The 19,803-nt window shown below is 58.2% G+C and carries 20 protein-coding genes and 2 pseudogenes; 1 reads left to right on the forward strand and 21 read right to left on the reverse strand.

The window, feature by feature from the left end:
* The 20 genes and pseudogenes from ACP7B3_RS29395 to ACP7B3_RS29490 all read right to left on the reverse strand — a co-directional run.
* Nucleotides 1–582, reverse strand: a pseudogene (locus ACP7B3_RS29395) (tail fiber domain-containing protein); the annotation flags it as partial.
* Between the two features lie 56 nt (nt 583–638).
* Nucleotides 639–1,319, reverse strand: coding sequence for a hypothetical protein (locus ACP7B3_RS29400; protein WP_426182909.1), 681 nt, complete (start codon nt 1,317–1,319; stop codon nt 639–641).
* A gap of 337 nt (nt 1,320–1,656) precedes the next feature.
* A complete protein-coding gene (locus ACP7B3_RS29405) occupies nt 1,657–5,523 on the reverse strand; it encodes a phage tail protein (RefSeq protein WP_426182912.1) in 3,867 nt (1,288 codons plus the stop codon).
* Nucleotides 5,524–5,582: 59 nt separating this feature from the next.
* The gene (locus tag ACP7B3_RS29410; protein WP_145164116.1) at nt 5,583–6,194 is read right to left on the reverse strand and encodes a tail assembly protein; all 612 of its coding nucleotides are present in this window, start codon (nt 6,192–6,194) and stop codon (nt 5,583–5,585) included.
* A 228-nt stretch (nt 6,195–6,422) separates the two neighbouring features.
* Nucleotides 6,423–6,860 carry a methyl-accepting chemotaxis protein gene (locus ACP7B3_RS29415; RefSeq protein WP_250212154.1) on the reverse strand — a complete coding sequence of 146 codons (438 nt, stop codon included), beginning with the start codon at nt 6,858–6,860 and terminating at the stop codon, nt 6,423–6,425.
* Between the two features lie 99 nt (nt 6,861–6,959).
* Nucleotides 6,960–7,736: pseudogene (locus ACP7B3_RS29420) on the reverse strand (PAS domain-containing protein); the annotation flags it as partial.
* Between the two features lie 160 nt (nt 7,737–7,896).
* Nucleotides 7,897–8,664, reverse strand: coding sequence for a C40 family peptidase (locus ACP7B3_RS29425; protein WP_145163900.1), 768 nt, complete (start codon nt 8,662–8,664; stop codon nt 7,897–7,899).
* A 2-nt stretch (nt 8,665–8,666) separates the two neighbouring features.
* Entirely contained in the window at nt 8,667–9,419 is a 753-nt protein-coding gene (locus tag ACP7B3_RS29430; protein ID WP_145163898.1) for a phage minor tail protein L, read from the reverse strand.
* Nucleotides 9,420–9,430: 11 nt separating this feature from the next.
* A complete protein-coding gene (locus ACP7B3_RS29435; protein WP_145163896.1) occupies nt 9,431–9,769 on the reverse strand; it encodes a phage tail protein in 339 nt (112 codons plus the stop codon).
* The gene (locus ACP7B3_RS29440) at nt 9,769–12,828 is read right to left on the reverse strand and encodes a phage tail tape measure protein (protein WP_426182916.1); all 3,060 of its coding nucleotides are present in this window, start codon (nt 12,826–12,828) and stop codon (nt 9,769–9,771) included. The genes ACP7B3_RS29435 and ACP7B3_RS29440 overlap by 1 nt, the downstream gene beginning before the upstream one ends.
* A gap of 27 nt (nt 12,829–12,855) precedes the next feature.
* Nucleotides 12,856–13,161, reverse strand: coding sequence for a DUF1799 domain-containing protein (locus tag ACP7B3_RS29445; RefSeq protein WP_256676497.1), 306 nt, complete (start codon nt 13,159–13,161; stop codon nt 12,856–12,858).
* A 17-nt stretch (nt 13,162–13,178) separates the two neighbouring features.
* Nucleotides 13,179–13,559 carry a phage tail assembly chaperone gene (locus ACP7B3_RS29450; RefSeq protein WP_145163892.1) on the reverse strand — a complete coding sequence of 127 codons (381 nt, stop codon included), beginning with the start codon at nt 13,557–13,559 and terminating at the stop codon, nt 13,179–13,181.
* A gap of 9 nt (nt 13,560–13,568) precedes the next feature.
* The gene (locus ACP7B3_RS29455) at nt 13,569–14,228 is read right to left on the reverse strand and encodes a phage tail protein (RefSeq protein ID WP_145163890.1); all 660 of its coding nucleotides are present in this window, start codon (nt 14,226–14,228) and stop codon (nt 13,569–13,571) included.
* A gap of 39 nt (nt 14,229–14,267) precedes the next feature.
* The gene (locus ACP7B3_RS29460) at nt 14,268–14,696 is read right to left on the reverse strand and encodes a phage tail terminator-like protein (protein ID WP_145163889.1); all 429 of its coding nucleotides are present in this window, start codon (nt 14,694–14,696) and stop codon (nt 14,268–14,270) included.
* On the reverse strand, nt 14,693–15,349 hold the full coding sequence (locus ACP7B3_RS29465) for a hypothetical protein (RefSeq protein ID WP_145163887.1): 657 nt from the start codon (nt 15,347–15,349) through the stop codon (nt 14,693–14,695). The genes ACP7B3_RS29460 and ACP7B3_RS29465 overlap by 4 nt, the downstream gene beginning before the upstream one ends.
* Nucleotides 15,346–15,717, reverse strand: a complete 372-nt coding sequence (locus ACP7B3_RS29470; protein ID WP_145163885.1) for a hypothetical protein — start codon at nt 15,715–15,717, stop codon at nt 15,346–15,348. The genes ACP7B3_RS29465 and ACP7B3_RS29470 overlap by 4 nt, the downstream gene beginning before the upstream one ends.
* Before the next feature lie 17 nt (nt 15,718–15,734).
* A complete protein-coding gene (locus tag ACP7B3_RS29475) occupies nt 15,735–16,238 on the reverse strand; it encodes a DnaT-like ssDNA-binding protein (protein ID WP_145163883.1) in 504 nt (167 codons plus the stop codon).
* Between the two features lie 59 nt (nt 16,239–16,297).
* Nucleotides 16,298–16,882, reverse strand: a complete 585-nt coding sequence (locus ACP7B3_RS29480; RefSeq protein WP_178119727.1) for a hypothetical protein — start codon at nt 16,880–16,882, stop codon at nt 16,298–16,300.
* Nucleotides 16,883–16,929: 47 nt separating this feature from the next.
* The gene (locus ACP7B3_RS29485) at nt 16,930–17,895 is read right to left on the reverse strand and encodes a major capsid protein (protein WP_145163879.1); all 966 of its coding nucleotides are present in this window, start codon (nt 17,893–17,895) and stop codon (nt 16,930–16,932) included.
* Between the two features lie 13 nt (nt 17,896–17,908).
* Nucleotides 17,909–18,637 carry a hypothetical protein gene (locus ACP7B3_RS29490; protein WP_145163877.1) on the reverse strand — a complete coding sequence of 243 codons (729 nt, stop codon included), beginning with the start codon at nt 18,635–18,637 and terminating at the stop codon, nt 17,909–17,911.
* A gap of 78 nt (nt 18,638–18,715) precedes the next feature.
* On the opposite strand from ACP7B3_RS29490, the gene ACP7B3_RS29495 reads away from it, so the two are divergent.
* Nucleotides 18,716–19,183: a hypothetical protein gene (locus tag ACP7B3_RS29495; protein ID WP_256670891.1), complete on the forward strand. Its 468-nt coding sequence runs from the start codon at nt 18,716–18,718 to the stop codon at nt 19,181–19,183.
* On the opposite strand, the gene ACP7B3_RS29500 is transcribed toward ACP7B3_RS29495, so the two are convergent.
* Nucleotides 19,148–19,803 (reverse strand): minor capsid protein (locus ACP7B3_RS29500; RefSeq protein WP_426182926.1); only part of this gene is annotated, 656 nt, incomplete at its 5' end. The two genes, ACP7B3_RS29495 and ACP7B3_RS29500, sit on opposite strands and share 36 nt — an antisense overlap.

The raw sequence follows: 19,803 nt of genomic DNA on the forward strand, positions 1-19,803 counted from the left end.
GTTTAGCAGCGTGCCGTAAGTCACAGGTCTAAACTGCGTGCCGTCAGCAATTACACCAACACCGCTTTCCCAAACGTTCATGGACTTGTAGATAGAACTGTTCCCAATGGCCTCCCGAGACCCAAGGCCAAGCATGGGGACTGAAAGCACCTGACCAGCTCCGATACCGAAACCGGCTGTGGCCGCAGCTCCCAAACCTAGGTTCGCACGCGCCGCAGCTGGTACCGAGGCTCCTGTCCCACCCTTCGCAACCGGCACGATGTTCTCTGTCGAAACGGAGCCCAATCCCGCCAAGGTAGCGCCCCACTGCTGCACCATCTGATTAACCGCATCAGCCAGCGCTTTGGGGTAACCGTTTACCGGCACAATGCCGTATACAGCGCCACTGGCGGTTGCTCCGCGATAAGCGGGCGAGATCGATAAGGAGGTGTCACTCGCTGGGTTGATCACTTGATAAATGCCGTTATCCGGACCAACGAACATGTCGCCGGATCGGCAGTTGGAAAACTTCGTACCTACGCCTGTCACGGTGGCGTTGCCATTCGTGACGGTTACGGTTCCTTCTGAAAACCAAGAAGTCATTATTATCTCCAGACAAAGAAAGACCCGCACTTGGCGGGCTCTATATCAATTAAGAACTACGCTTGGCTGCGTGCAAAGACAGCGGGCAGGTACAGGGTGTTCATAGCTGTTGCGCCGATGGTGATCGCCCATAGTCGGTTACCAGGGAAGTCCCACCAGCAATAGAGGCTGACATCTCGTGTTTGTGCGCCGGCCATATCCATCGCGAAATTGTTAATCAGCATGTAGTCAGGCGAAGAAAAATCAAACGGAACACTGAAGTAAACCATGGGCACTCCCTGAGAGTCCGTGCCCGACATTACGTAGGACCAGGACTGATAGGACTTCGTGAACACGGCGACAGGGCTACCAGTATCAAAAATCAAACTTTCATTTGCGTCAAACAACTGGGCTCCATATCCAGAACTGGGGCTCACCTGAAATGCAACCACAAAGTAGCTACCATTTGGCTGTGCAGTGGCGTTGTTGTAGGCCCGCACGTAGAAACCCGTCCAGTTACCAGCTGACCCCGTAATCAGTACCCTGCAAAGGCCGGCGATCGCAGAAACACGATCCGGCTTTACGAAAACCAACGGCGGCTCCTGAGTGGTGACTACTTTTTCGAAATAAGTCATCGACCCCATTCCTGATTCTTGAGTTGGAATAAAGCGGCCTTTAGACAGAACGACAATACGAGCAAACTCCGAATCAACCGTCACTGCATCCGAATTATTGATGAGCTCAAATCCATAGGACATTACCCAAACCTCGCCACGATAAGTCGCTGAGTTCCAAATGCGTACAGCCCATTAACAGCTGTTCGGTGCCCCCGCCAAACTCGCACTGAACCATTCAGCATCTCTGGCTCAAATTGAACCTGGTGCAATTGGTTGCCCGCGTTGTACGCAGCGATCGGCACAATTACTGCGAAGCTGTTTTCCGGCGTGCAGCCAGGAACACTGAATGATTGGGTCGAAGCTCCCCCGCCGCTGGCGAAAGTAACAAGGGTGGATAGCACCACCCTCATCGTGAATGAAGCGGTGCCGAGCAGTTGAACGTCGTTTAGGTCCCACGTCCCCAGGCCATATTCCTCCATCAAGAAATCCTCCCGAACTTCCCGCGCCTTTTCTCGCGTCCGTCGTACACAGCCAGGCCAGTACTGTCGAGCAGGATCGAGCCATCAACACCTTCACCACGAAGTGTGAATGTGCCCGCCGGGATATTGATTTCCAATAGCGGCCGCTCCTTCGAGTCAACAGTCGGCGAACGAAGCACCATGCCGAGGATGATTTCCTGAATGATCGCCTTGCTTATGATCGCGGTGTTGAACACGGCTTGGCCGTTCTCAATGACGAACATCGGTACAACTTTGCCATCAATCTCGTTCACGACCGCCATACGCTGGGCCATGATCAGGAACTCCGACTGCTCGCCATTCGCGCCGAAGGCAAAGCCTGTGGCGACCTTCCGCCCGTCCACGATTGTTTGAGCCTTCATGGTGACTTGAGCCGATACCCGACCATCCAGTCCCACTAGGGTTTGGCTGACCTGCTGCACGGAAGCATTCGTCTGACCGATGCTTGATTGCAGCGTTTCTGATGTCTTGGCTTGGGCTTCGTTGGCGGAGGCTTGCACCTTCTTCTCAGCCACAAAACTGGCCGTGGCATCCCATGCCTTGACAGCGCTGGCCAACTCACCAGCCCCGTCGTCACCGCGCACGGAAGCGCGCAGCGCTTCATTGCTCGACGCTTGTGAAGTGATCATTCCGTCCAGGCTGGTGACTTTTGTGTCGAGGCTGGTGAGCGCCTGGGCAGTGCCGTTCGCCTTTTGATCGACCGCAGACAGATCGCTGTTCAGTTTGGTGATCTGCGCTGCGGAGGTCTCGCGGTTGCTGGCTACCACCTGCTCCAGAACGGTCAGCGACGACTTGTTATTGCCAACCTGCGCGCCCAGGGTGAGCAGTTGCTGAGCTATCGCATCGTTTTCGCTGGCCCGGGTTTTACGCTCTACAGCAAGATCAGCCGTAGACGTCCAGCCCTTGATTGCGTCGGCCAGATCACCGGCGCCGTCATCACCACGAGCAGCAGATCGCAAAGCCTCCACCGAGGTGGCGGTGGCCACGATCTTTCCGTCGATCTCTTCGATCTTGTTGCTGACCAGGGCAACCTGTTGGGTGAGCGCGTTGGTCGTTTCCAGGATCGTGCCGATGTCCTTCCAGTAGGTCGCATTCGGAGGCGTTACGCCTGCCGGCACCTCCTGGATGGCTTGGTAGATGTGGCCGTCCTGCTGAACGAATGAGCCGGCCAGGTACGGCTTGGCCGGATCGAATGGCGTCGCACCGGTAATCTGGCCAAGCAACCCCTCAAGCTCCGCCTTGGCCTCTTTCAGGCGCGCATTCACCGACTCTGGCCCATCGCTCGAAATCAACTCGATCTCTTCGCGCAGACTCTGGTAGAGCGCCCCCTTGCCGATCTTGTCCGCGTAGTACGCTTCGTAATCGCTCTGCTTTGAGCTGGCCTGGCCATTGACGGCACCGGCCACAGGAAAGAACGGGCCCACGTTGCCGGTGCGGTCCACCAGGCGCGCCCAGAAGAACAGGCTCGCCCCGGCCAATAGGCTGTGCATCTCGTGCGATGCTTGCGGGTAGCTGAAGTCGCTCAGCTTGGCCGCAGTCGACAGGTCAGCCGACTGGCTGTACCAAACCTCCGTGCGCTGGGTGTCTTCGGCACCTGGTGGAAAGCCCCACTGGATGCCGATGCCATAGACCAGGCTGGTGGTGGTCAGGAACGACACCGCCGGCGGCAAGCCGGTTTTACCTTGCAGATTGGTCAAGATGGAGCTTTTCCAGATCGACGAAATCTCGAAGGCGCTCACCGAGCGCACGCGCGCCAAGTAGGCGCCCGAGTAGATGCCGGTGACGTCGACGCTTGTCGAGCCGGTGCGCTGCACCTTGATCCAGTTGCCGCGGTCCTTACGCCACTCCACGTCGTACGCGACGGCGCCGGTGACGGCTGGCCACGAGATGTTCATGGTGCTGATCGCAATGCCCTGATTCACGGCGTAGCTTGATGTCAGGGTGACGCTGGCCGGCGCCGGAACAACGGTGATCGGGATAACGCTGATCGGCCGTTCTTCCAGGCGCGCGCCGGTGTCGATGTGCGCAAACTTGCTCGGGTCGTACTGCACGGCCGAGATCTCGAACACGCCAGGCTCTGGCCGGGCTACGCTCACGACCCGATACAGCGGGATCGCCAAGTCGTCGGCATCCAGCGCCCACACCAGTTCAGCTTCGGGCGTCACGGAATAAGCCACGGTCACCGTGACTTTCCGGCCACTCACCAGTTGCACAGTCCGCCCCTCACACTTGCCATCAGGCAGGTTGAGGATCAGCCGGTCGCCGGGCTTGGCCTGGGTGTCGCGGTCCAGGGTGATGACCTTGCCATTCACAGCCGAGATGCGCCCGCCCACCGGCCGACCGGCCAGCAGTTCGTCAGCGATCGGAATTACGTAGCCGGGCAGCGGGATACGACCGTCGAGGCCGACCTTGAAGGTGACCGCCCGATCCTTGGAGTTTGTGAGCAGCGCCCACTTACCACGGCGCTGGGCCTCGGATTCGCGGGTGCAGCCAATCGCGCTGATTTCCAACGGATTGTCGCCGTAGCGCCGCTGCAGCTTCTGGTCGGTGACGGCCGTGACGTCGGTGTCATAGTTGTTCAGCGGGTTGTCGTAACTGACCAGCGCGCGGGTATAGCGGGTGCGCTCCGACGCGCTGGAATAGGTGAACTTGCCATCGAGCACGCTTGCGCGGGTGTAAGCGAAGTCGAAGTCCGTGGCTCGCGGCATATCCGACAGGGTGAATACCTGGCCCTGAGCCCAGTAGGTCATCCCTCGGTAGATCGCCGAGATATCGCGCAGTAGCGACCAGGCATCAGCCTTGCTCTGCAGGTTTAAATTGCAGATGAATCGCGGCTCCTGGCCACCCTTCCCGTCCGGCACCAGATGGTCGCAATACTGCGAGATGCGGTACAGCTCCCACTTGTCGACCATCCACGGCTTGATGCGGCGGCCCAGGCCGAAACGGTCGTTCGTTGTGATGCCGTAGGTGTGCCAGACAGGGTTGTCCGTCCAGGCCTCCTTGAACGTCCCATCCCAGACACCTGTGTAGCTACGCGATCGGGGATCATAGTTATTCGGCACCTGCCATTTTCGGCCATCACACTCGAGCGTTACCGCTGGAATATTGCGGAACTGCTCGGCCGAAAACTCGATGAAAAGTAGGGCCGTATTTGGGTAACGAATCTTTGCGTCGATCACCTCGGTGAAACCGGCGATCTGCATCGTATCGGAGATTTTGTTGTTGTTCTGGTTGGACGTCAGCCGGGTGATCTTCAGCAACCATCCAGCCGTTGCGCGCGGCAGATCGATTCGCCGGCTGCGCTCGTACAGGCTGGTGGTCTTTCCGGAAACCCCCTCGCTCAGCACTTCCTGGTAGGCGCCGCCGTCAGTGGCCAACTCGATCTTGTAGCCGATCGCGTAACCATTGATGTTGCTGCCAGCATCCACAGATTGAAGCGCCGGCCATGCAAAGCGCACGCGCACAGCCGAGAGCTGTGTGTTGCTGATGGAACGGACCCATGGAGTACCGCTACGCAACTCGGTGCCAATAGTGGTTTCGTTCGCGACAGATGGAATGCCCTGGATGTAGGTTTGGTCTACCGCTCCTGCTCGCCACTCCCACTTCACATTCGGGAAATTGATGTTTCCCTGAGGGTCTTGCAGGGGGGTGTTGTCGAGATAGATGTCGCGCGCCGTCGGTATGCCTTCGAACTCACCCTCGCCCACCGCGATCAGCATTTTCGCGATAGCAACAGAGCGCAGACTGTCCGGCGCTTCGGTTGGTATTTTCGGTTTCTCGGAACCACCTTTGGCGCCGTAGATGTCGAGCTTCTTTGCTGCGCCCATGCTTTCCTCCAGGCAATAAAAAACCGCCTCAAGGGGCGGCGCTGTTCAGCAGGTGCGGGCTACATTTGGTCTTCCGCGTAGATTTCGGCACTGATGATCGCGCCGCCCCAGCGTCGGCGGCCGGCACACAGTGCTGCCGGGTTGCCGGATGCCGTGGTGTTCTTCGCGCTACCGAAGGCGTAGCCGGGAGTATTCTCCGGCGCCGCACTGGTCTTGAGGCCGCCGGCCTGGGGGCTGAGCATTTGGATAACGCCGCCCAGCACCATCGAACCGCCCATCATGATCAAGGCTGAGCCAAACGGTGCCCCCGCGCCAAAGGTTCCGCCGGTGATGACCAGCCCGACAACGATCAGTACTGCGCCGACAATGGTTTGCAGCGCTCCGCCGCGCTTACTGCCGGTTATCACCGGGGCAATGCGAATATCACCCTCCCCCGAGAACTCAAGTTCCTTCTCAGCTAGGTTTGTCTTGCCGCGAAATACGGCGAACTCGATCCCACGGGACTTCGCGTTGGACAAGAATCGCTCGAACCCTGGAATTTGCACGCACAGGGCCTTAACTGCTTCTGCCGGCGTCCTTACGGCCATCCGAAAGGACTTACCAAACTGACGAAGCTGTCCGTAGAGCAGGATCGTGGTCATAGGCTGATAATTAACGGCAAGTGCCGCCATTTGCTTTTCTCCAGGCAATAAAAAGGCCCGCAGAAACGAGCCTTGATCAATTTGATGCGCTGCAATACGCGCTAGTTTAAGTACCGCCAGTCTCTTACTGGCGATCCAGTAACTCACCAACAAATAGTGCGTTGTCTCAGAAGCTACGCCTCTGGGCCGATTTAAAGTTACTCTCCAACGAATGAACCTAGCCCTCAAAATGGCAGCCTTACCGGACCACCTCGTTCGCTAAGCAACCTGGGTCGCAAACCTGCCCACCGCGTCGACCACTCGCTTCGCACCATCCTGAATTTCGACAATGACCTGACCTGCCTGGGTGGCGAGCTCAAGGCCCTGTTCAGCTTGTGATTTGCTATTCGCCATTTCAGTGACGGTCTCATCTACCAGCTTCTGATTCTGTAAAACTACCGATGCGATTTCTTCTGTCGCCGTGCTGGTTCGCCCAGCCAATTGTCGAACCTCGTCGGCCACAACGGCAAAGCCTCGACCCTGCTCACCTGCGCGAGCGGCTTCAATCGCAGCGTTTAAAGCCAGAAGATTGGTTTGCTGAGCGATGCTGCTAATCGTCTGAATAATCGAGCTGATCAACAATGACTGTTTGCCCAGCGCTTCTACTCCCCCAGAGGCTGCCTGCATGTCAGCGGCGATTTTACGCATTGTGTGCATAGTGTCGTTTACGACAACAGCTCCTCGCTGTGCGCTGATATCAGTTTGCTGGGATATCTCAAACGCTGTTTGGGCTGCCCCGCTGACTTCTTGCTCACGGGCCACCTGATCCGTCACCACAGTCGCGAACTTTACTACTTTACAAAGTTTACCTTCGGTGTCGTAAACAGGGTTGTAGGTTGCTTCCAGCCACACCGTTTGGCCGCGGCTGTCTAAGCGCTCGAATCGGCCGGCAATAAACTCACCTCTATTCAACGCTGACCAGAAATCCTTGTATTCCTGGGATGAAACTTGCTCTGGTTTACAGAAAACTCGGTGATGGCTCCCTTTTGCTTGTTTTAGGCTGTAGCCCATAGCTTGTAAAAACTGATCATTTGCCATCAGTACATTTCCAGAGAGATCGAACTCGATCACCGCTGTAGAACGTAGTAGCGCCTCAATAAATGACGCATTTTCCGAAGCTTTTTCTACTCGAGAAGTAATGTTAGTAGCGTAGCAAGTAACATGACTCAACTGGCCACTCTCATCTTTGATTGGCTGCCAATGTGCATGAATCCAGACTAATGAGCCATCAGCATGAAGGTACCTATAATCGTCGGTGATCGATCTGCCTGCGGCAACCGCGGATCGGAAGTTATGAAAGCACTCTAGTTTGGATACGTACTGCGGCACAATCTCTGCCATTGCGCGACCTAAAAGACTATCCGGAGCATAGCCCAGTGCTTTTCCAAAATTGTCGTTACATGCCGTAATTCTAAACGTTGAGTCGATACTCAAAGTTAACATTTCACGGTTAAGGCCATCGCGCAGCTGGCGCAGCTCCAACAGCTCATTATTTTGAAATTGAAGCTGTTTCTTAAGGTTAGCGTTGAACATAGGAAATCGCCTCTGTGATCACACCAGTCCTATCGGCATCTTCTGGCGAAAATTGAGGACATCCGAGGGGAAAACGGTTTTGCTGTGCACAGTATAGTTGAGCGACGATGCTGCAACATCCAGAGGCTGCAGAATTCAGCGACTCTGGCGCTAAATAAAATTATTTCAATTGGCTCATGGCGTCTTTGTGCCGGAGAATCAAGCTGGTTCGGTCATACCAAGATCCGCCAAAGACAATGATCTCAGATGGCCTTCCGTAAAGATGGTGTAGTAGGAATGGACCGATGCCGAACGTACCCGACTCTTCATCGGGCAGTGCCGGGTCTGTGCCCAGGTAAATCCCAGCGTGGTTCGGGTGAACAGTCCGCCCGACATGCATGACGATTAGGTCGCCGCGCTGTGGCCGGTCGACTCGCACAAAGCCGGCTGCCGCGTAATGCTGCTCGTACAGGCTTACGTTCTCTGCACTCTCCCACCAGCCATCGACGCGCTGGAAGGCTTCAAACTTCAGCCCCCATTCCCGCTGATACCAATCGGCGCAAACCTGCCAACAGTCCCAAGCGCCGTGCACGAACGGGCGCTTGAGCAGCGGCGTGCTACCCGCCGGCGTAATCGTGCGCAAGTCACCCTCGGGCCAAGACAGGATGTGCCATGGCAAAGCCGTGGCCTCACACATGGCCAAGTCATGCGGTGAGGGCCTGCTGGTGGCGTCCGGGTGCGAGTGGACGATGCCGATCACCTCGCCCAAGTCTTCCGCCGCGGCGTAGTCCTCGGGGTCAAGCCGGAACTCTTCGTTCGGCTCCTTGGCTATGTTCCGGCACGGGAAGTACTTCTGCGCGCGGCCCACGGCCAACAGCAGGCCGCAGCACTCTCGCGGATACTCCGTCGCCGCATGCGCCTGGATGGCCGCAATGATGTGCTTGCGCATGGTCAGCTCCGGGCAATGAGAGACACGGCGGGGAATCCGCCAAAGGACAGTTCGTTGTTCTCGCCGAATCGCAACTTGCAGGACGACAGGCAGCCCTTGCACTGATCCTTGGCCGGATCATCCGTGGGGTTGTCTTCGTCGTCGAACATGGCCGCGCCGGTGTAGCCGCAGTCCGGCCCTCGGTAACCATTGGTCATGGCCCAGTGGCAGAACGTCGTCATCTGGCGCCCGGGAAGTCCATGGTTGTCGATCTCACCAGGAGACGACAGCTCCCAGACCACCGCCTCGCCGTCCTCGCTGGTCTTCTGGTCGATGTACCAGATCTCCAGCGCCTCCTGGGTCGAGTCTGCAGTCGGATTGCCCTCCGGGTAGTTCGCTGCATCCAGATACTGCGCCAACGTCTCGCGGACAGTGAGCTTGAACTTCAGCAGGTCCTCGAACGCCAGGCACAGCGCTGTGACACGCCCATTGATGTTGCCGGCGGCAAATGTCGGGCGAGTGGCTGTTCCGTCGCTGCTGGAACCGATACCTTCAATTTGCACCGGCCAGGCCGCGTACTCGGCACCCTGCCACCAAATCGACTTAGCCGGCAGATCGGCTTCTGATCCCTCGTATGCCAATAGTTCGTCCGGCGTGTGCGGGATAGCATGACCGTGGAAGCGCAGGTAATCGGCGCCGTATTCGGTACCGTCAATTTCGAACAGGCGAATCTCGCCGCCGGGCTCCAGTTTCTGGATGTCCGTGATCAGTGCCATGGGTGGTTATCTCAGGGGTGAAAGGTTTGCTGGAAGGTAGCGGTGATGGCGTAGACCTGGCCGCCGCGGTGCACTGGCTTGTAGCCGTTGCACTTGTAGAGGCCAAGCTCGCCGAGGGGCGGCGTCCAGAGAAAGCCTTTTGCCCCCTTATGCCTGTCGAGGAACTTCCTGATCTCCAGGATTCGCGTGCCCATACCGGTAAACGTCACCGGCCAGGATTCCGACTGATTGTTCAGTCCATCCTCGACCGACTGCTCATAGCCATCGCCGAACTTTTTGGTCCGGACGCGCTGGGTAATCTCCCCTTCCGCGCCCTTCTCCGTTGCCCATGTAAATCGTTCGATTGCCATCAGCGCCCCTTGATTGCTTTGTTGATAACGCCGCCCTGGCCCATGTCCTTGTTGCGCATCTGCTGGTACTTCTGCTCCACAAAAGCCGCTAGCTCCTTGCCGAACAGGTCGTAGCCAGGCGCGTCGGCGGAGGATGATGCGTTGCCGTCTCCGTCGATATGCACCGCGACGTTGATCTGCGTTGCACCCGCCCCGCCACCGCCCATGGCCATAACACCCAGCTTGCCGCTGGATGTGCGAGTCAGTGGCATGATCGCCTCTGCTCCAGCCTCCCCCATAACGCCGGTTTTGCCGTTGGCCATGCCAAAAGCTGTGGGTTTACTGACGACCGAGTTGGTGAAAGCGCCGCCGTCGGCGAACATCTGCACTCCGCCCGACCAGGCGCCGCCCAATGCTTGCGGGAAGTAGGACCCGGAATAGCCGCCAGCCGAGGCGCCAAGGTTTGAAGACGCGGCACCAGCTGATCCAGCAGCCAGCCCATTGCCAACGGCGGCACTGCCGCCCAAGTAACTCGCCGCGGAACCCACCAGGCTGCTCAGTAATGCCGAGCTGGCCTGACGCGTTGCTATGCGCGCCATGTCAGCCAGGATCGATTTTGCAAAGTCCGAGAACGATGCTTTACCAGTCATGGCGAAGTTGACTACCGCGTCTTCCATCGAACTGAAGGCGTTGCCGAACAGGCTTTTCGTCTGCCCGGCGATGTTCCGCGCCGAATCCAAATAGTTGTCCCAAGCCGCTGTCGCGCCCTTCGTCCAGTCGCCCTGAGCGTTCTCCACATCCGCGTAGTTCTGCCGAATCTGGTCAGTGGCAGCTTTATTCGCTTCGGCGAGTGCTTGCGACTTACGCTTGAACTCTTCCTCCGACATGTTGCGTGATGGGTCGGACTTCTGGTTGGCAAGCTCCAGCGAATGCTGAGCAAATCGGTCCTGTTGGTTGTTCAGTTCGCCGCTGAGTGCGTTCTGGCGGCCACCCTGGCCTACGCCAATCACGGCGCGCTGCCCGGCAAGCTCCAGGGCTCGTTGTTGCTGCCCCAATGCCTGCACGTAGGTGCTGATCGCGCGCTCTTGCTTCGCCAGGCGCCCGGTTTCGTTGGTCGCCAGCACTTCAAGCTGGCTATCAGCGTCCTTCTGTGCCTTGACCATTCCCGCTCGCGCGTCAGCGATCTTCTGGTCGAGCTGGATGCTCTGCGCGGCCGACGTGGTCTTCTTGCCTTTGGCGACCTCCAGTGCAGCAATCTCGGCCTCATATGCCGCCTTAGTTTGGTCAAGCTGATTGCCGATCAGCGCCTGGCGCCGCAGCAGATAGTCTTCCTCGGACAGCAAGCCAGCCTTTTGAGCCGCCTCCAGTTCCTTCTGGTAATTTTTGTAGGTGTCGGTGATCGCCGCCAGGTCGTTCTTGGCGTTGTTGAAACTGGTTAAGTCGACCTGGGAACCGGCGGCCTTCTGGTCTTTGAACTTGTCGTTGATATTGGCGATGTTTTTGTCGACCGTTGCCTGAGCCAGGCGAGGATCGTTCGGCGCTACCTTGCGGATATCGTCGAGTTGTTTCTTGTAGTCCTTGATGGCGTCGGCGCGTTTCTGCTCATTCGTCCATGACGATTTAGTCAAAGCATCGATTTTAGCCATCGACGACACGGTTTCGCCTTGGGCCTTGGCCTGGTCACCCTCCCACTTGGCGATATCGGCTTGGGCCGCCTTCTCATCTTCCAGCATGTTTAGGCGGTCTTGCCGAAACTCAATCAGCGCGTCTTTGGACTTTTTGTTTTGGAACAAACCGTCCATGTTTTGCACTTCAAGCAGGTCCGCCTTCGCGCTTTCAATATCCGCGTTGATGTCGCGACGACCAATATTCTTGATCCCGTCGGCGGCGCGCGCCACGGCGTTGTACGCCTTCTCCCAAAGACTGAGGTTTGCCAGAATCTTTGGAGTGCGCTCATTGATCGCATCAGCGTAGGCATCGGTCGCGAGCTTCACGGCGCCGGCGTGATCGCCTTGCTTCTCCAGGGCCACGATTTGCGAGTAAACCGAGGCAGTCAGGTAGTGGTACTGCTCGTTTAGCGCGGCGGACGCCTTGACGGGGTCGTCTGCCAGCTTGGAGAACTCCCCGACTGTCTCACTCACAGCTTTGCCAGTCGCTTCCTGCATCGACACGGCGGCCTGAGTGATCTCGGTAAAGCTCGCGCCTGCGATCTTCCCGTTGTCAGCCAGCAGAGCCAGGACAGAGGCTGCCTGACCCGTAGAGCCGACAGTAGCGCTGACCTGGCGCGCCATATCGCCGAGCTGTCCGGCACTGACGCCTGCGTAGTTGCCGGTGAGGATCAGCGACTTGTTGTAATTGTCGGTTTCGGCTCTGCCCTGAACAAATCCATAAGCGAGTGCGCCGACCGCTGCGACAGCCAGCCCAATAGGCGCAGCCATGGCTGCGATCCGAATTGCCGATGAGCCAGCATTGGTGCCCAGTTCCAGAACGTTGTGCGCTGCAACGCGGATGTTGCCTTCAGCCAGAGCGTTTCCCAGCTGAACCACGTTCTGCCTAGCGGCCTTGGTGTTCAGTCCGAGGCCGGCAAACGCCGAACTCGTTTTGTCGATCTCGGCATACTTGCCATCGATCTTCTTTAGGGCCTGGTTGTATTGCTCTTGGTTGATACGGCCCGCATCCAGGTGCTTGCCCAGTTGCTCGACCTGGGTATCCAGCTTTGCCAATGCGGCGCGGGCCGGGTCGATGGCACCAAGCAGGCTGTTCAGGGCCTTCTGTTCGTCCATCGCAGACTTGGCCAAGGCGATTTGCTGCTTATCGAGCTGCGCCGAGATCTTCGCCGCCTCGGCCTCGCCGTAGGCGCCGGTCTTGGTCAACTTGGTGAGCGCGTCACGCTGCTTTGCCAGGTCCTGCGTAGTCTTGGCGCTGGTGGAAAGCGACTTCTCCAGCGCCTGCATTTCGTTCATCAGCGAAACGGCGGACTGCTCGGCCCGGCCGCCGGCCTTCGCCATTTCATCCAGGCTGGTTTTCGCCTGGATTGCATCGGCCGAGTCGATCTTGACGCCGAGTTCTGCAATGTTCATCGACTCACCTTGAATAAGTGCCCGTGCTCACGGGCTGTTTTCCCTTTCCTCTGCCATGACGCGCAGGGCTTCGCCTTCCAGCACCTGAAGGTCAGGGAAGATTTCAGCGAGTTTCTTTTTCTTGATACCGAGGAATCCGGCCACGTCGCGGATGCAGTTGTAGTCGAGACCGATCGCGCCGCCGGAGCCCGCGCGCCACTGAGTCGACATCCGGTTGAACAGGAAGAACGCCGGCCAGTTGCAGGGCCAGACCTCGACATCCTCATCGTCAAGGTCGGCAGCCGTCAGCCCGAGAACACCCAACTGCTCAGCAGATGGGCCGCTGTCGTACATTGCTTTGGCTGCCGCCCTCAGTTTCCCAGGCGCGCCTGGCTAAAAGCGCTCTGGTAGGCGTTGATTACCGCCTCGGCGGTGCCATAACAGGACTTCACAAGAGCATGGATGCTCTTGTCGTCGAACTTGTCATCGAAGCCCCAACCAACGACGAGATCCTTGATTTGCTGCACCTGAAGCTCGGTCTCGGCAGAGACAACATCAGACAATGTGGTCCCTTCAACGAAACTGGCGCGCATCTCCTTGCCCTTCGCGCTCCAATCATCAAACAGGGCGGCAAGTCCCGGCCGATCCCGATACTTGAAGGTGAACTCAATTTTTTCGGGCTCCTCCCCGACAATTGGAATCTGCACGAATGCCTTGAATGTAGGGTTCTGGGCGATCCTGATCTTTGCCATGGGAAGTCCTTATGCGCCAGCCAGATAACGAAGCGAACGAGCGGAAAGCCCGATGCTGATCGTGCGCGTCATGACGTTGTTGCGCTCCATGGTCGGGTCAGGGGTGATGCTCACATAGCCCGGATAGAGGATCTGATCACCGTTACGCAGCTTCATGCGGACGACCGCCAGCTCCTTGGTGTCGTCATAACCTTCGACGGTTTCCACATACTGAGCTGTCGGCTGGTCCTCTACTACGATGGTGATCGTGGTGGGGTTGCGGTTGGTCGGGAACTGTTTGTCGTCATCGTCTTCCAGATAGCCGACAGTTTGGTACTGCTGCTCACCGCCGGACGATGTGAAGGACGTGACCTTCGAGATCTGCGTCCAGCCGGACACAGGAATCACTGAGCCGGCACCTGCGCCGACGGTGTACTTGTCTGTGTTGGTGGTGTTGAGGCCAGCCAAGGAAAAAGCATCGGCAGTAATCCCGGATGCTTTTACAGCGCGATCATTGATGAGCGCCCAGCCAGAGTTGACCAGCAAGATGTCGCCCATTTCAATGCTGTGTCCAACAGATGCAGCGACTGGCGGTTTGGCATTGGTCAAGGCGGTGAATGGGACAGCAGATCCCAAAACTCTGGCGATCTCCAGCACAGCGCCGTTCGGCAGCGGGAAGCGTGCGGCCATGGTGTATTTCCTCTTGAGTGCCCGCCTGACGGCGGTAGGTTATGCCCCAGCGGGCGGTTGGTCTGCGACACCCAGATAGGTGAAGCTGGCCGGGACCGTGTAGGTCGCCGACTCGGTAATAGTTGGTCCTTGATCTACTGGCTCGGTGATCAAGCCCTCGAAACCGTTGCGGGCCAGTGGCGTGTCGACGCGAAACAGCCGGGTCAGTTCGTCAATAAGCGCTTCGGCGGTGGCCATGGCCTGCGCCGAGGGGCAGACGATGCTGACCTGATAAACACCGGCGTACTCGTAGGCCTCCCCGCCGAGATAGCGGCAGATTGTGCTGGCCGGCAGTTGGAAAGCTCGCAGGTACGTTTCAGAAGCGCTTGGCGTAAAAGGCTGGTTTGGGTAGGCCACTCGTATCGGGCGCGCAGCCGCCCATGCGGCCAGCTTCGTTTCGATTGCCTGACGGGCGCGTGCGTGACTCATACCTGGTTGTTCCTGATGGCCTCCAGCACGATCTGCTGAAAGCGAGCCACGGTTACCCGGACCATGCCGCCGGGGGCCTGGGTGGAATGGCCGAACTCCAGCGGAATCGCGTAGGGCAAGTTGTTTACGATGAAAGCCGTTTCGCCGGCCTTAAACTCAATGGCGCCCGCCACAAGCCGCGCATTCGCCTCAGCTCCTGTCGGGTCCGGGTGAATGCGGAAGCTGTTGTCGACAGAGCCAATAGAGAAATTCCAGTTCGCCCGAAATCGGCCGCCGACATAGTCCTGACCGGCGACCAGGCCATTCACGTTGAAGTTCTGGTGGCGCTCGGCCTTCGTTAGAGGCTTGGCATATTTCACGCCGCGCTTGAGGTTGCCTGCCTTCGTGAAGTTCGACTCGTTCAGGTTGATGAGCGTGTTGCGGATGGCGACTTTGAAGTCGTAGTCATCGGCAGCGCGGGCATTGGATTCCCGGTGAGCGACGTTGGCGGCCCATATCTCAGGGTTGCCCACCGGCGACATGCGGATGATGCTGCTGCCAATCTCGATGATGATTTCACGCAGGCTCGCGTCGATTGCTTCACTGGCCTGGGCGGCGAACTCGGCCAAGCTCAGGGCGAAGCTGCCTGACTGGCCAGCGCCTGCCCGGCTCACGAGCGCACCTGCAGCTCATACAGGATTGGCGTCCCGGCTGGGTTGACCTCTTTCAGCGGAGGAATAATTGACCAGGTACGCCCCTGGACGACCACTTTGTCGAGTAGGCCTGGCACCCAGGCCAAACCCTGCGCAGCGATCTTGAGCTTCTTGTCGCCTTGCCGGATGAGGCTGTTGTTCTGGAATTCTAGGCCGGTGAAGTCGAGCAGGATGCCTTGGGCGATTTGGTCAACAGTTGCGCCAGGCGCTTCGCCGCCGATGTCCGGGTCGTACTCGCCCGGCTCCGTCTTGCTGATGGTCACGGGCTGGCCGAACTCTGTGATCATATCCAGAGCCATCACGGCCATTTCGTCGTAGAAGGTGGCCATGGTGGTCTCCGTTACAGCTATGCGCGGATCGCGAACAACCCGCGCTTTTGTAAGTAGTCGGCAAACTGCGTAGCGCTCGGTCGATCAGGCGCCGCCGGCAACAGTCGGCCACTGGTGTTGGAAATCGTCGCGTATTCGCGGGTGACCGCACCTTCAACACGCTCCAGCGTCACCGCTCCTTTCCGCTTCTCCACCGGGTCAATATCGTCCTGATGGATCTCGGCGGCCAGCGCCATTTGGCCGTACTGAATACGCGCCGGCAGGTAGTTGTTCGGCTTGATCTCGTGATCCAGCAGCACTTCCCGGCGCGGCCAGGACAGTCCCTGCTCGCTATTCGTCTTGCTTCCCTTCCAGGTCATGCCATCCATCGCCAAGGCGGCCCGGCGCAGCAACGCTTCCTGCTCGGGAACGCCTGCGGGGATGACCGTGCCGAACTTCACGGCATACATGGCCAGGTCCTCGGCGCTCGCGTAGCTTTCGGCGTCAGGCTTGCCGGTACCGTCCTCGATGATGAGTGTCATACGTCAACTCGCTGGCATGTTTTGAAAAATGGCCGCCGGAACACCGACAGCCAGCAGTATTACTCCTTGGGCAGCTCAGCGACGAGCTTTTCCAGGGATTCTTTGGAGACGTTTGCCCGATACTGGACCTTGGCCTCATCGAGCTTTGCTTTCAGCGCCGCGATTTCACCGGCCTCGTCAGCCGGCGGCGTGAGGGCAGACTTCTTCAGCGCTTCAACCTCTCCGCGAAGTGCGTCGACATTCAAGGCCAGGCCGTCACGCTCAGTCGTCAGCTCACCAACCGAGGCATGGATGGTGCTCAGCACTTCAAACAAGCGCAGCGCCAGCTCGCCGGATTCGGGGCGGTTAATCTCGCCAGCCTCCAGGCCGTCAACAAGTATCTGAATCGATCCATGCTCAGCACGCAAAGACAAGATCACCTTTTCCAGTTCGGACTGGCTGCCCGCACCAACAATCTGCACCCGTTTGGCTTCCCTCACTGACACGTCGATGCCGGCCGCTTGATACGCTTCTACCACGCCAGGCCAATCGCCAATCACCAGCACACTGGTCACACCGGCCTCGGGCTTATCGAAGTGTTCCGGATTGCGGTAACGCTTCTCCGGGTCGAAGCCGCTCAGCTGGTTGCTGTAAGTCAGTTCCATGTGTTTCTCCAAGGCGGCCATTGCTGACCGCGCGTTGAGTTTGAGGCTTAACCGCCAGTAACAGGAGGCGTTGCGGTCAGCGTGATCATCACGCCGGCGGTGACTTTGTTGCTGCCCGCATGCTTAATCCAGTTGGCAGCTGAACCGACTGCAGCCAGGGTTGGGTTGGAACCGCCAGTGGTGGCTTTCCAGCTGTAACCCAGCACATCGATATTCACGGTGCCTTCCGCGCGGTAGCCGATGCTCAGGTTTTCTTCGTCGTTCACTTCGTAGGAACGGAAGCCCGGCGCCTGCGACTCGGTGATGGTTACGGCGTTTGGCAGCAGGCCGAAGATCACATCCGCCGGCGCGGTGTCGGTCACCAGTACAGGCTTGCCCAAAGTGCCCGGCAGGCCGCCGTAGATCACAACGCCAGCTTCTTCGTAGATCTTGTTGGTGATGGCTTCGTCGACGATGTCGAAGTAGGCGCTGGAGTGCATGACCCACAGAGCAATACGGCCGAACTTGTCGCCGAACTTTCGCATACCGCGAGTCAGCGTCTTCTTGCCGTCGGTTTCGATGTTGGCCGAAACCACCATGTCAGCGTTGGAGCCGATGGCGGCACGGAGGCCAGCAGTTGCGTACTGGATGAAGCCTTCCAAGGTCGCATCAGCAACGTCGGCGCCGACGATCTGGGAGAACTCCTCGACCGGACGACCGCGGCGCTTGAATGCCTCTTCGGTGGTCTGATACGGGCCGTACTTCCAGGGAGCTTTGACGCCGACAGCTTCGCCGGCGCTGATCTTCTTGGCAGTTACCTTGCCGTCGGAGTTGACGTCGCGATGCTCCAGAGAGCCGCTCAGCTTGTAGAGCGCGCGCTTGCGGAAGTCGCCTTCGATCAGCTCGTTGTCCAGCACCATCGCGCCGTTGGACGATGCGTTGAACACATCCAGGTTGTCCTGGACACGCTCCAGGTATGCGGTTTGCGCCTCATCGTTGTAGATGATCAGGTCGCTGTTAACGGTTGTAGCCATGGGGTCAATCTCCTTACTTGGGCAATGCGAGATATGCGGTTTGGCCGTGCTTGCGCTGGAAGTCGCGCTTCTGCTCGGAGGTCATTTCGGAGCGCTTGAATGCAGCCTTGCCGCCACCCCCGCCCGGGGCAAATGTCCCTGAAGCCCTTGGCCACAGATGAGGTGCGCTTTCGCGCAGAGATTCCGCCCATTCGAGCGGAGTCAAAGGGGTTTTGCCGTCTTTACCGAGGATGACCTGGCCGGATTCATCAACGGCGACTGCATCGCCATCTTCGTTAAGGGTGAACACGCCTTTGGCGCGCAGGATGATGTCGTCGGTTGCTTCTGGCAGAGCGCCGGCCTTCAGTGCCGCACCGCGTACCGAGTCACCCAGAACCTTGCCCTGGAACTTAGCAGCGAACGATTCAGCCTTCTCGGCGCGCTCGCTGATGGTCTTCAGCTGCTTGTCGTAGTCACCACGCAGACGCTCGGTCCGGCGGTTGAAGACTTCGTCCACCTTGCCCTCGGTCAGCAGCTTGGTTTCTTCGTCCTGCCCGGCACGGTTGAGCAGTCCTTTGACGGCTTCAATGTCGATGCCTTCAAACTGTGTTTCGAACTGGGTCAGCTTGCCGGAGGTTTCCTTCAGCTTGCCCAGCAGTTCCGAGTTCTTGGTTTTGAGACCAGACACAGATGCTTCAACGGCAGTCGCGATAGCGGCCTTGATTGCCGGGTTTTCCAGGTCGATTTCGTTTTCTTCTGCCACGTTGATGCACCCCTTGGGTTTGGATTAGCCTGCCTCGCAGGCAAATGAAATCGCGTCCCTATTTCAGGGGCGATAAAAATGGTGAAAGTTATGGCGCGGATGGACACAAGGCTGGAAAGCGAAGGAGCTGAATTTCTCGTGCTAGGGCAATTGCTGATTCACAAAATCGCCGCTTACAAGACTTATACCAACATGCCTGGATACGACATCGTGGCTACCGACGCTGCGCAAAACTCTTCCGTTCGAGTTCAGGTAAAAAGCCGTTGGAGAACAGGTGCGACTGGATTCCCCATCAAAAACTTCGATTGCGAGTTTGTGGTCGCGGTATTCCTCAATCGCGGATCTCCAGACGGAAAAAAGCAGCCTATCCCACCGCATTACTATGTTTTGCCAGTAGCAACGATCCAGGCCCTTCCTAGATCTGAGGGCTGGAGCAAGGTGGACCTGAAGCACTTGCCCGATCTTGAGCAGTACAGAGAGGCGTGGGGCTTGATATCAGACGCCTTAGGATCAATTCGGGCCGACGCCTGCCCTTTGGAACGCTAATGGTTCCAGTGTTTTCATCTGCGCGAGAGTCAATGGCGCAAAGTTGCGGTCAAGCTGCAGCTCTGCGAAGCGTTCAACGCTTAGACCACCCTCGCGAAACAGCTTGGCCCGCATAGGACCGATTGCCTCGTCCTGGAACGAGGCTGGCTGCTGCTGGAGCCAGTGGTAGTAATCGATGTCAGCACTGACCTGCTTTCCGCCGTCAGCACCTACCGAGGCACGCGTTGCGCCCTTGGCGAACATCGCGCTGAGCTTGGTCAACAGAATGAAGGTGGTGCGGCAGTTAGGGTGGAAAGGCGGTCTTGGGCCGGAATCCACCGGAAACTTGCGTTTGTCCATCGAGCGGCACAACTGGCTGGTCTTGCTATCCAGCGTGGCCACCATCTGGATCTCTTGCACGATATCCGTGTTGGCCTTTGCGACCTCCATCCGCGCCTGGGAGGCCACATGCTGAATCGCGGTATGCACGACCGTGCTGGCATTGCGGTTGGTGGTGGCCAGGATGCCGTCTTTGTACCCTGCCGCCTTGGTGCCGCGAATGTTGCGGATGATCTGGAAGTTCGTCTGACCTTCGAAGAAGCCCTGCCGGATGGTGCCGGTAACTCGTTCACGCTCTGCAC

Source organism: Pseudomonas sp. TWRC1-2 (assembly GCF_049896685.1).
GTDB lineage: Bacteria > Pseudomonadota > Gammaproteobacteria > Pseudomonadales > Pseudomonadaceae > Aquipseudomonas.

Excerpts from the sequence above, each read along its gene's own strand:
- ACP7B3_RS29400 (WP_426182909.1), bottom strand. The coding sequence starts at position 1,319 with ATGTCCTATGGATTTGAGCTCATCAATAATTCGGATGCAGTGACGGTT.
- ACP7B3_RS29405 (WP_426182912.1), bottom strand. The coding sequence starts at position 5,523 with ATGGGCGCAGCAAAGAAGCTCGACATCTACGGCGCCAAAGGTGGTTCC.
- ACP7B3_RS29410 (WP_145164116.1), bottom strand. The coding sequence starts at position 6,194 with ATGGCGGCACTTGCCGTTAATTATCAGCCTATGACCACGATCCTGCTC.
- ACP7B3_RS29415 (WP_250212154.1), bottom strand. The coding sequence starts at position 6,860 with ATGCACACAATGCGTAAAATCGCCGCTGACATGCAGGCAGCCTCTGGG.
- ACP7B3_RS29425 (WP_145163900.1), bottom strand. The coding sequence starts at position 8,664 with ATGCGCAAGCACATCATTGCGGCCATCCAGGCGCATGCGGCGACGGAG.
- ACP7B3_RS29430 (WP_145163898.1), bottom strand. The coding sequence starts at position 9,419 with ATGGCACTGATCACGGACATCCAGAAACTGGAGCCCGGCGGCGAGATT.
- ACP7B3_RS29435 (WP_145163896.1), bottom strand. The coding sequence starts at position 9,769 with ATGGCAATCGAACGATTTACATGGGCAACGGAGAAGGGCGCGGAAGGG.
- ACP7B3_RS29440 (WP_426182916.1), bottom strand. The coding sequence starts at position 12,828 with ATGAACATTGCAGAACTCGGCGTCAAGATCGACTCGGCCGATGCAATC.
- ACP7B3_RS29445 (WP_256676497.1), bottom strand. The coding sequence starts at position 13,161 with ATGTACGACAGCGGCCCATCTGCTGAGCAGTTGGGTGTTCTCGGGCTG.
- ACP7B3_RS29450 (WP_145163892.1), bottom strand. The coding sequence starts at position 13,559 with ATGGCAAAGATCAGGATCGCCCAGAACCCTACATTCAAGGCATTCGTG.
- ACP7B3_RS29455 (WP_145163890.1), bottom strand. The coding sequence starts at position 14,228 with ATGGCCGCACGCTTCCCGCTGCCGAACGGCGCTGTGCTGGAGATCGCC.
- ACP7B3_RS29460 (WP_145163889.1), bottom strand. The coding sequence starts at position 14,696 with ATGAGTCACGCACGCGCCCGTCAGGCAATCGAAACGAAGCTGGCCGCA.
- ACP7B3_RS29470 (WP_145163885.1), bottom strand. The coding sequence starts at position 15,717 with ATGGCCACCTTCTACGACGAAATGGCCGTGATGGCTCTGGATATGATC.
- ACP7B3_RS29475 (WP_145163883.1), bottom strand. The coding sequence starts at position 16,238 with ATGACACTCATCATCGAGGACGGTACCGGCAAGCCTGACGCCGAAAGC.
- ACP7B3_RS29480 (WP_178119727.1), bottom strand. The coding sequence starts at position 16,882 with ATGGAACTGACTTACAGCAACCAGCTGAGCGGCTTCGACCCGGAGAAG.
- ACP7B3_RS29485 (WP_145163879.1), bottom strand. The coding sequence starts at position 17,895 with ATGGCTACAACCGTTAACAGCGACCTGATCATCTACAACGATGAGGCG.
- ACP7B3_RS29495 (WP_256670891.1), top strand. The coding sequence starts at position 18,716 with ATGGTGAAAGTTATGGCGCGGATGGACACAAGGCTGGAAAGCGAAGGA.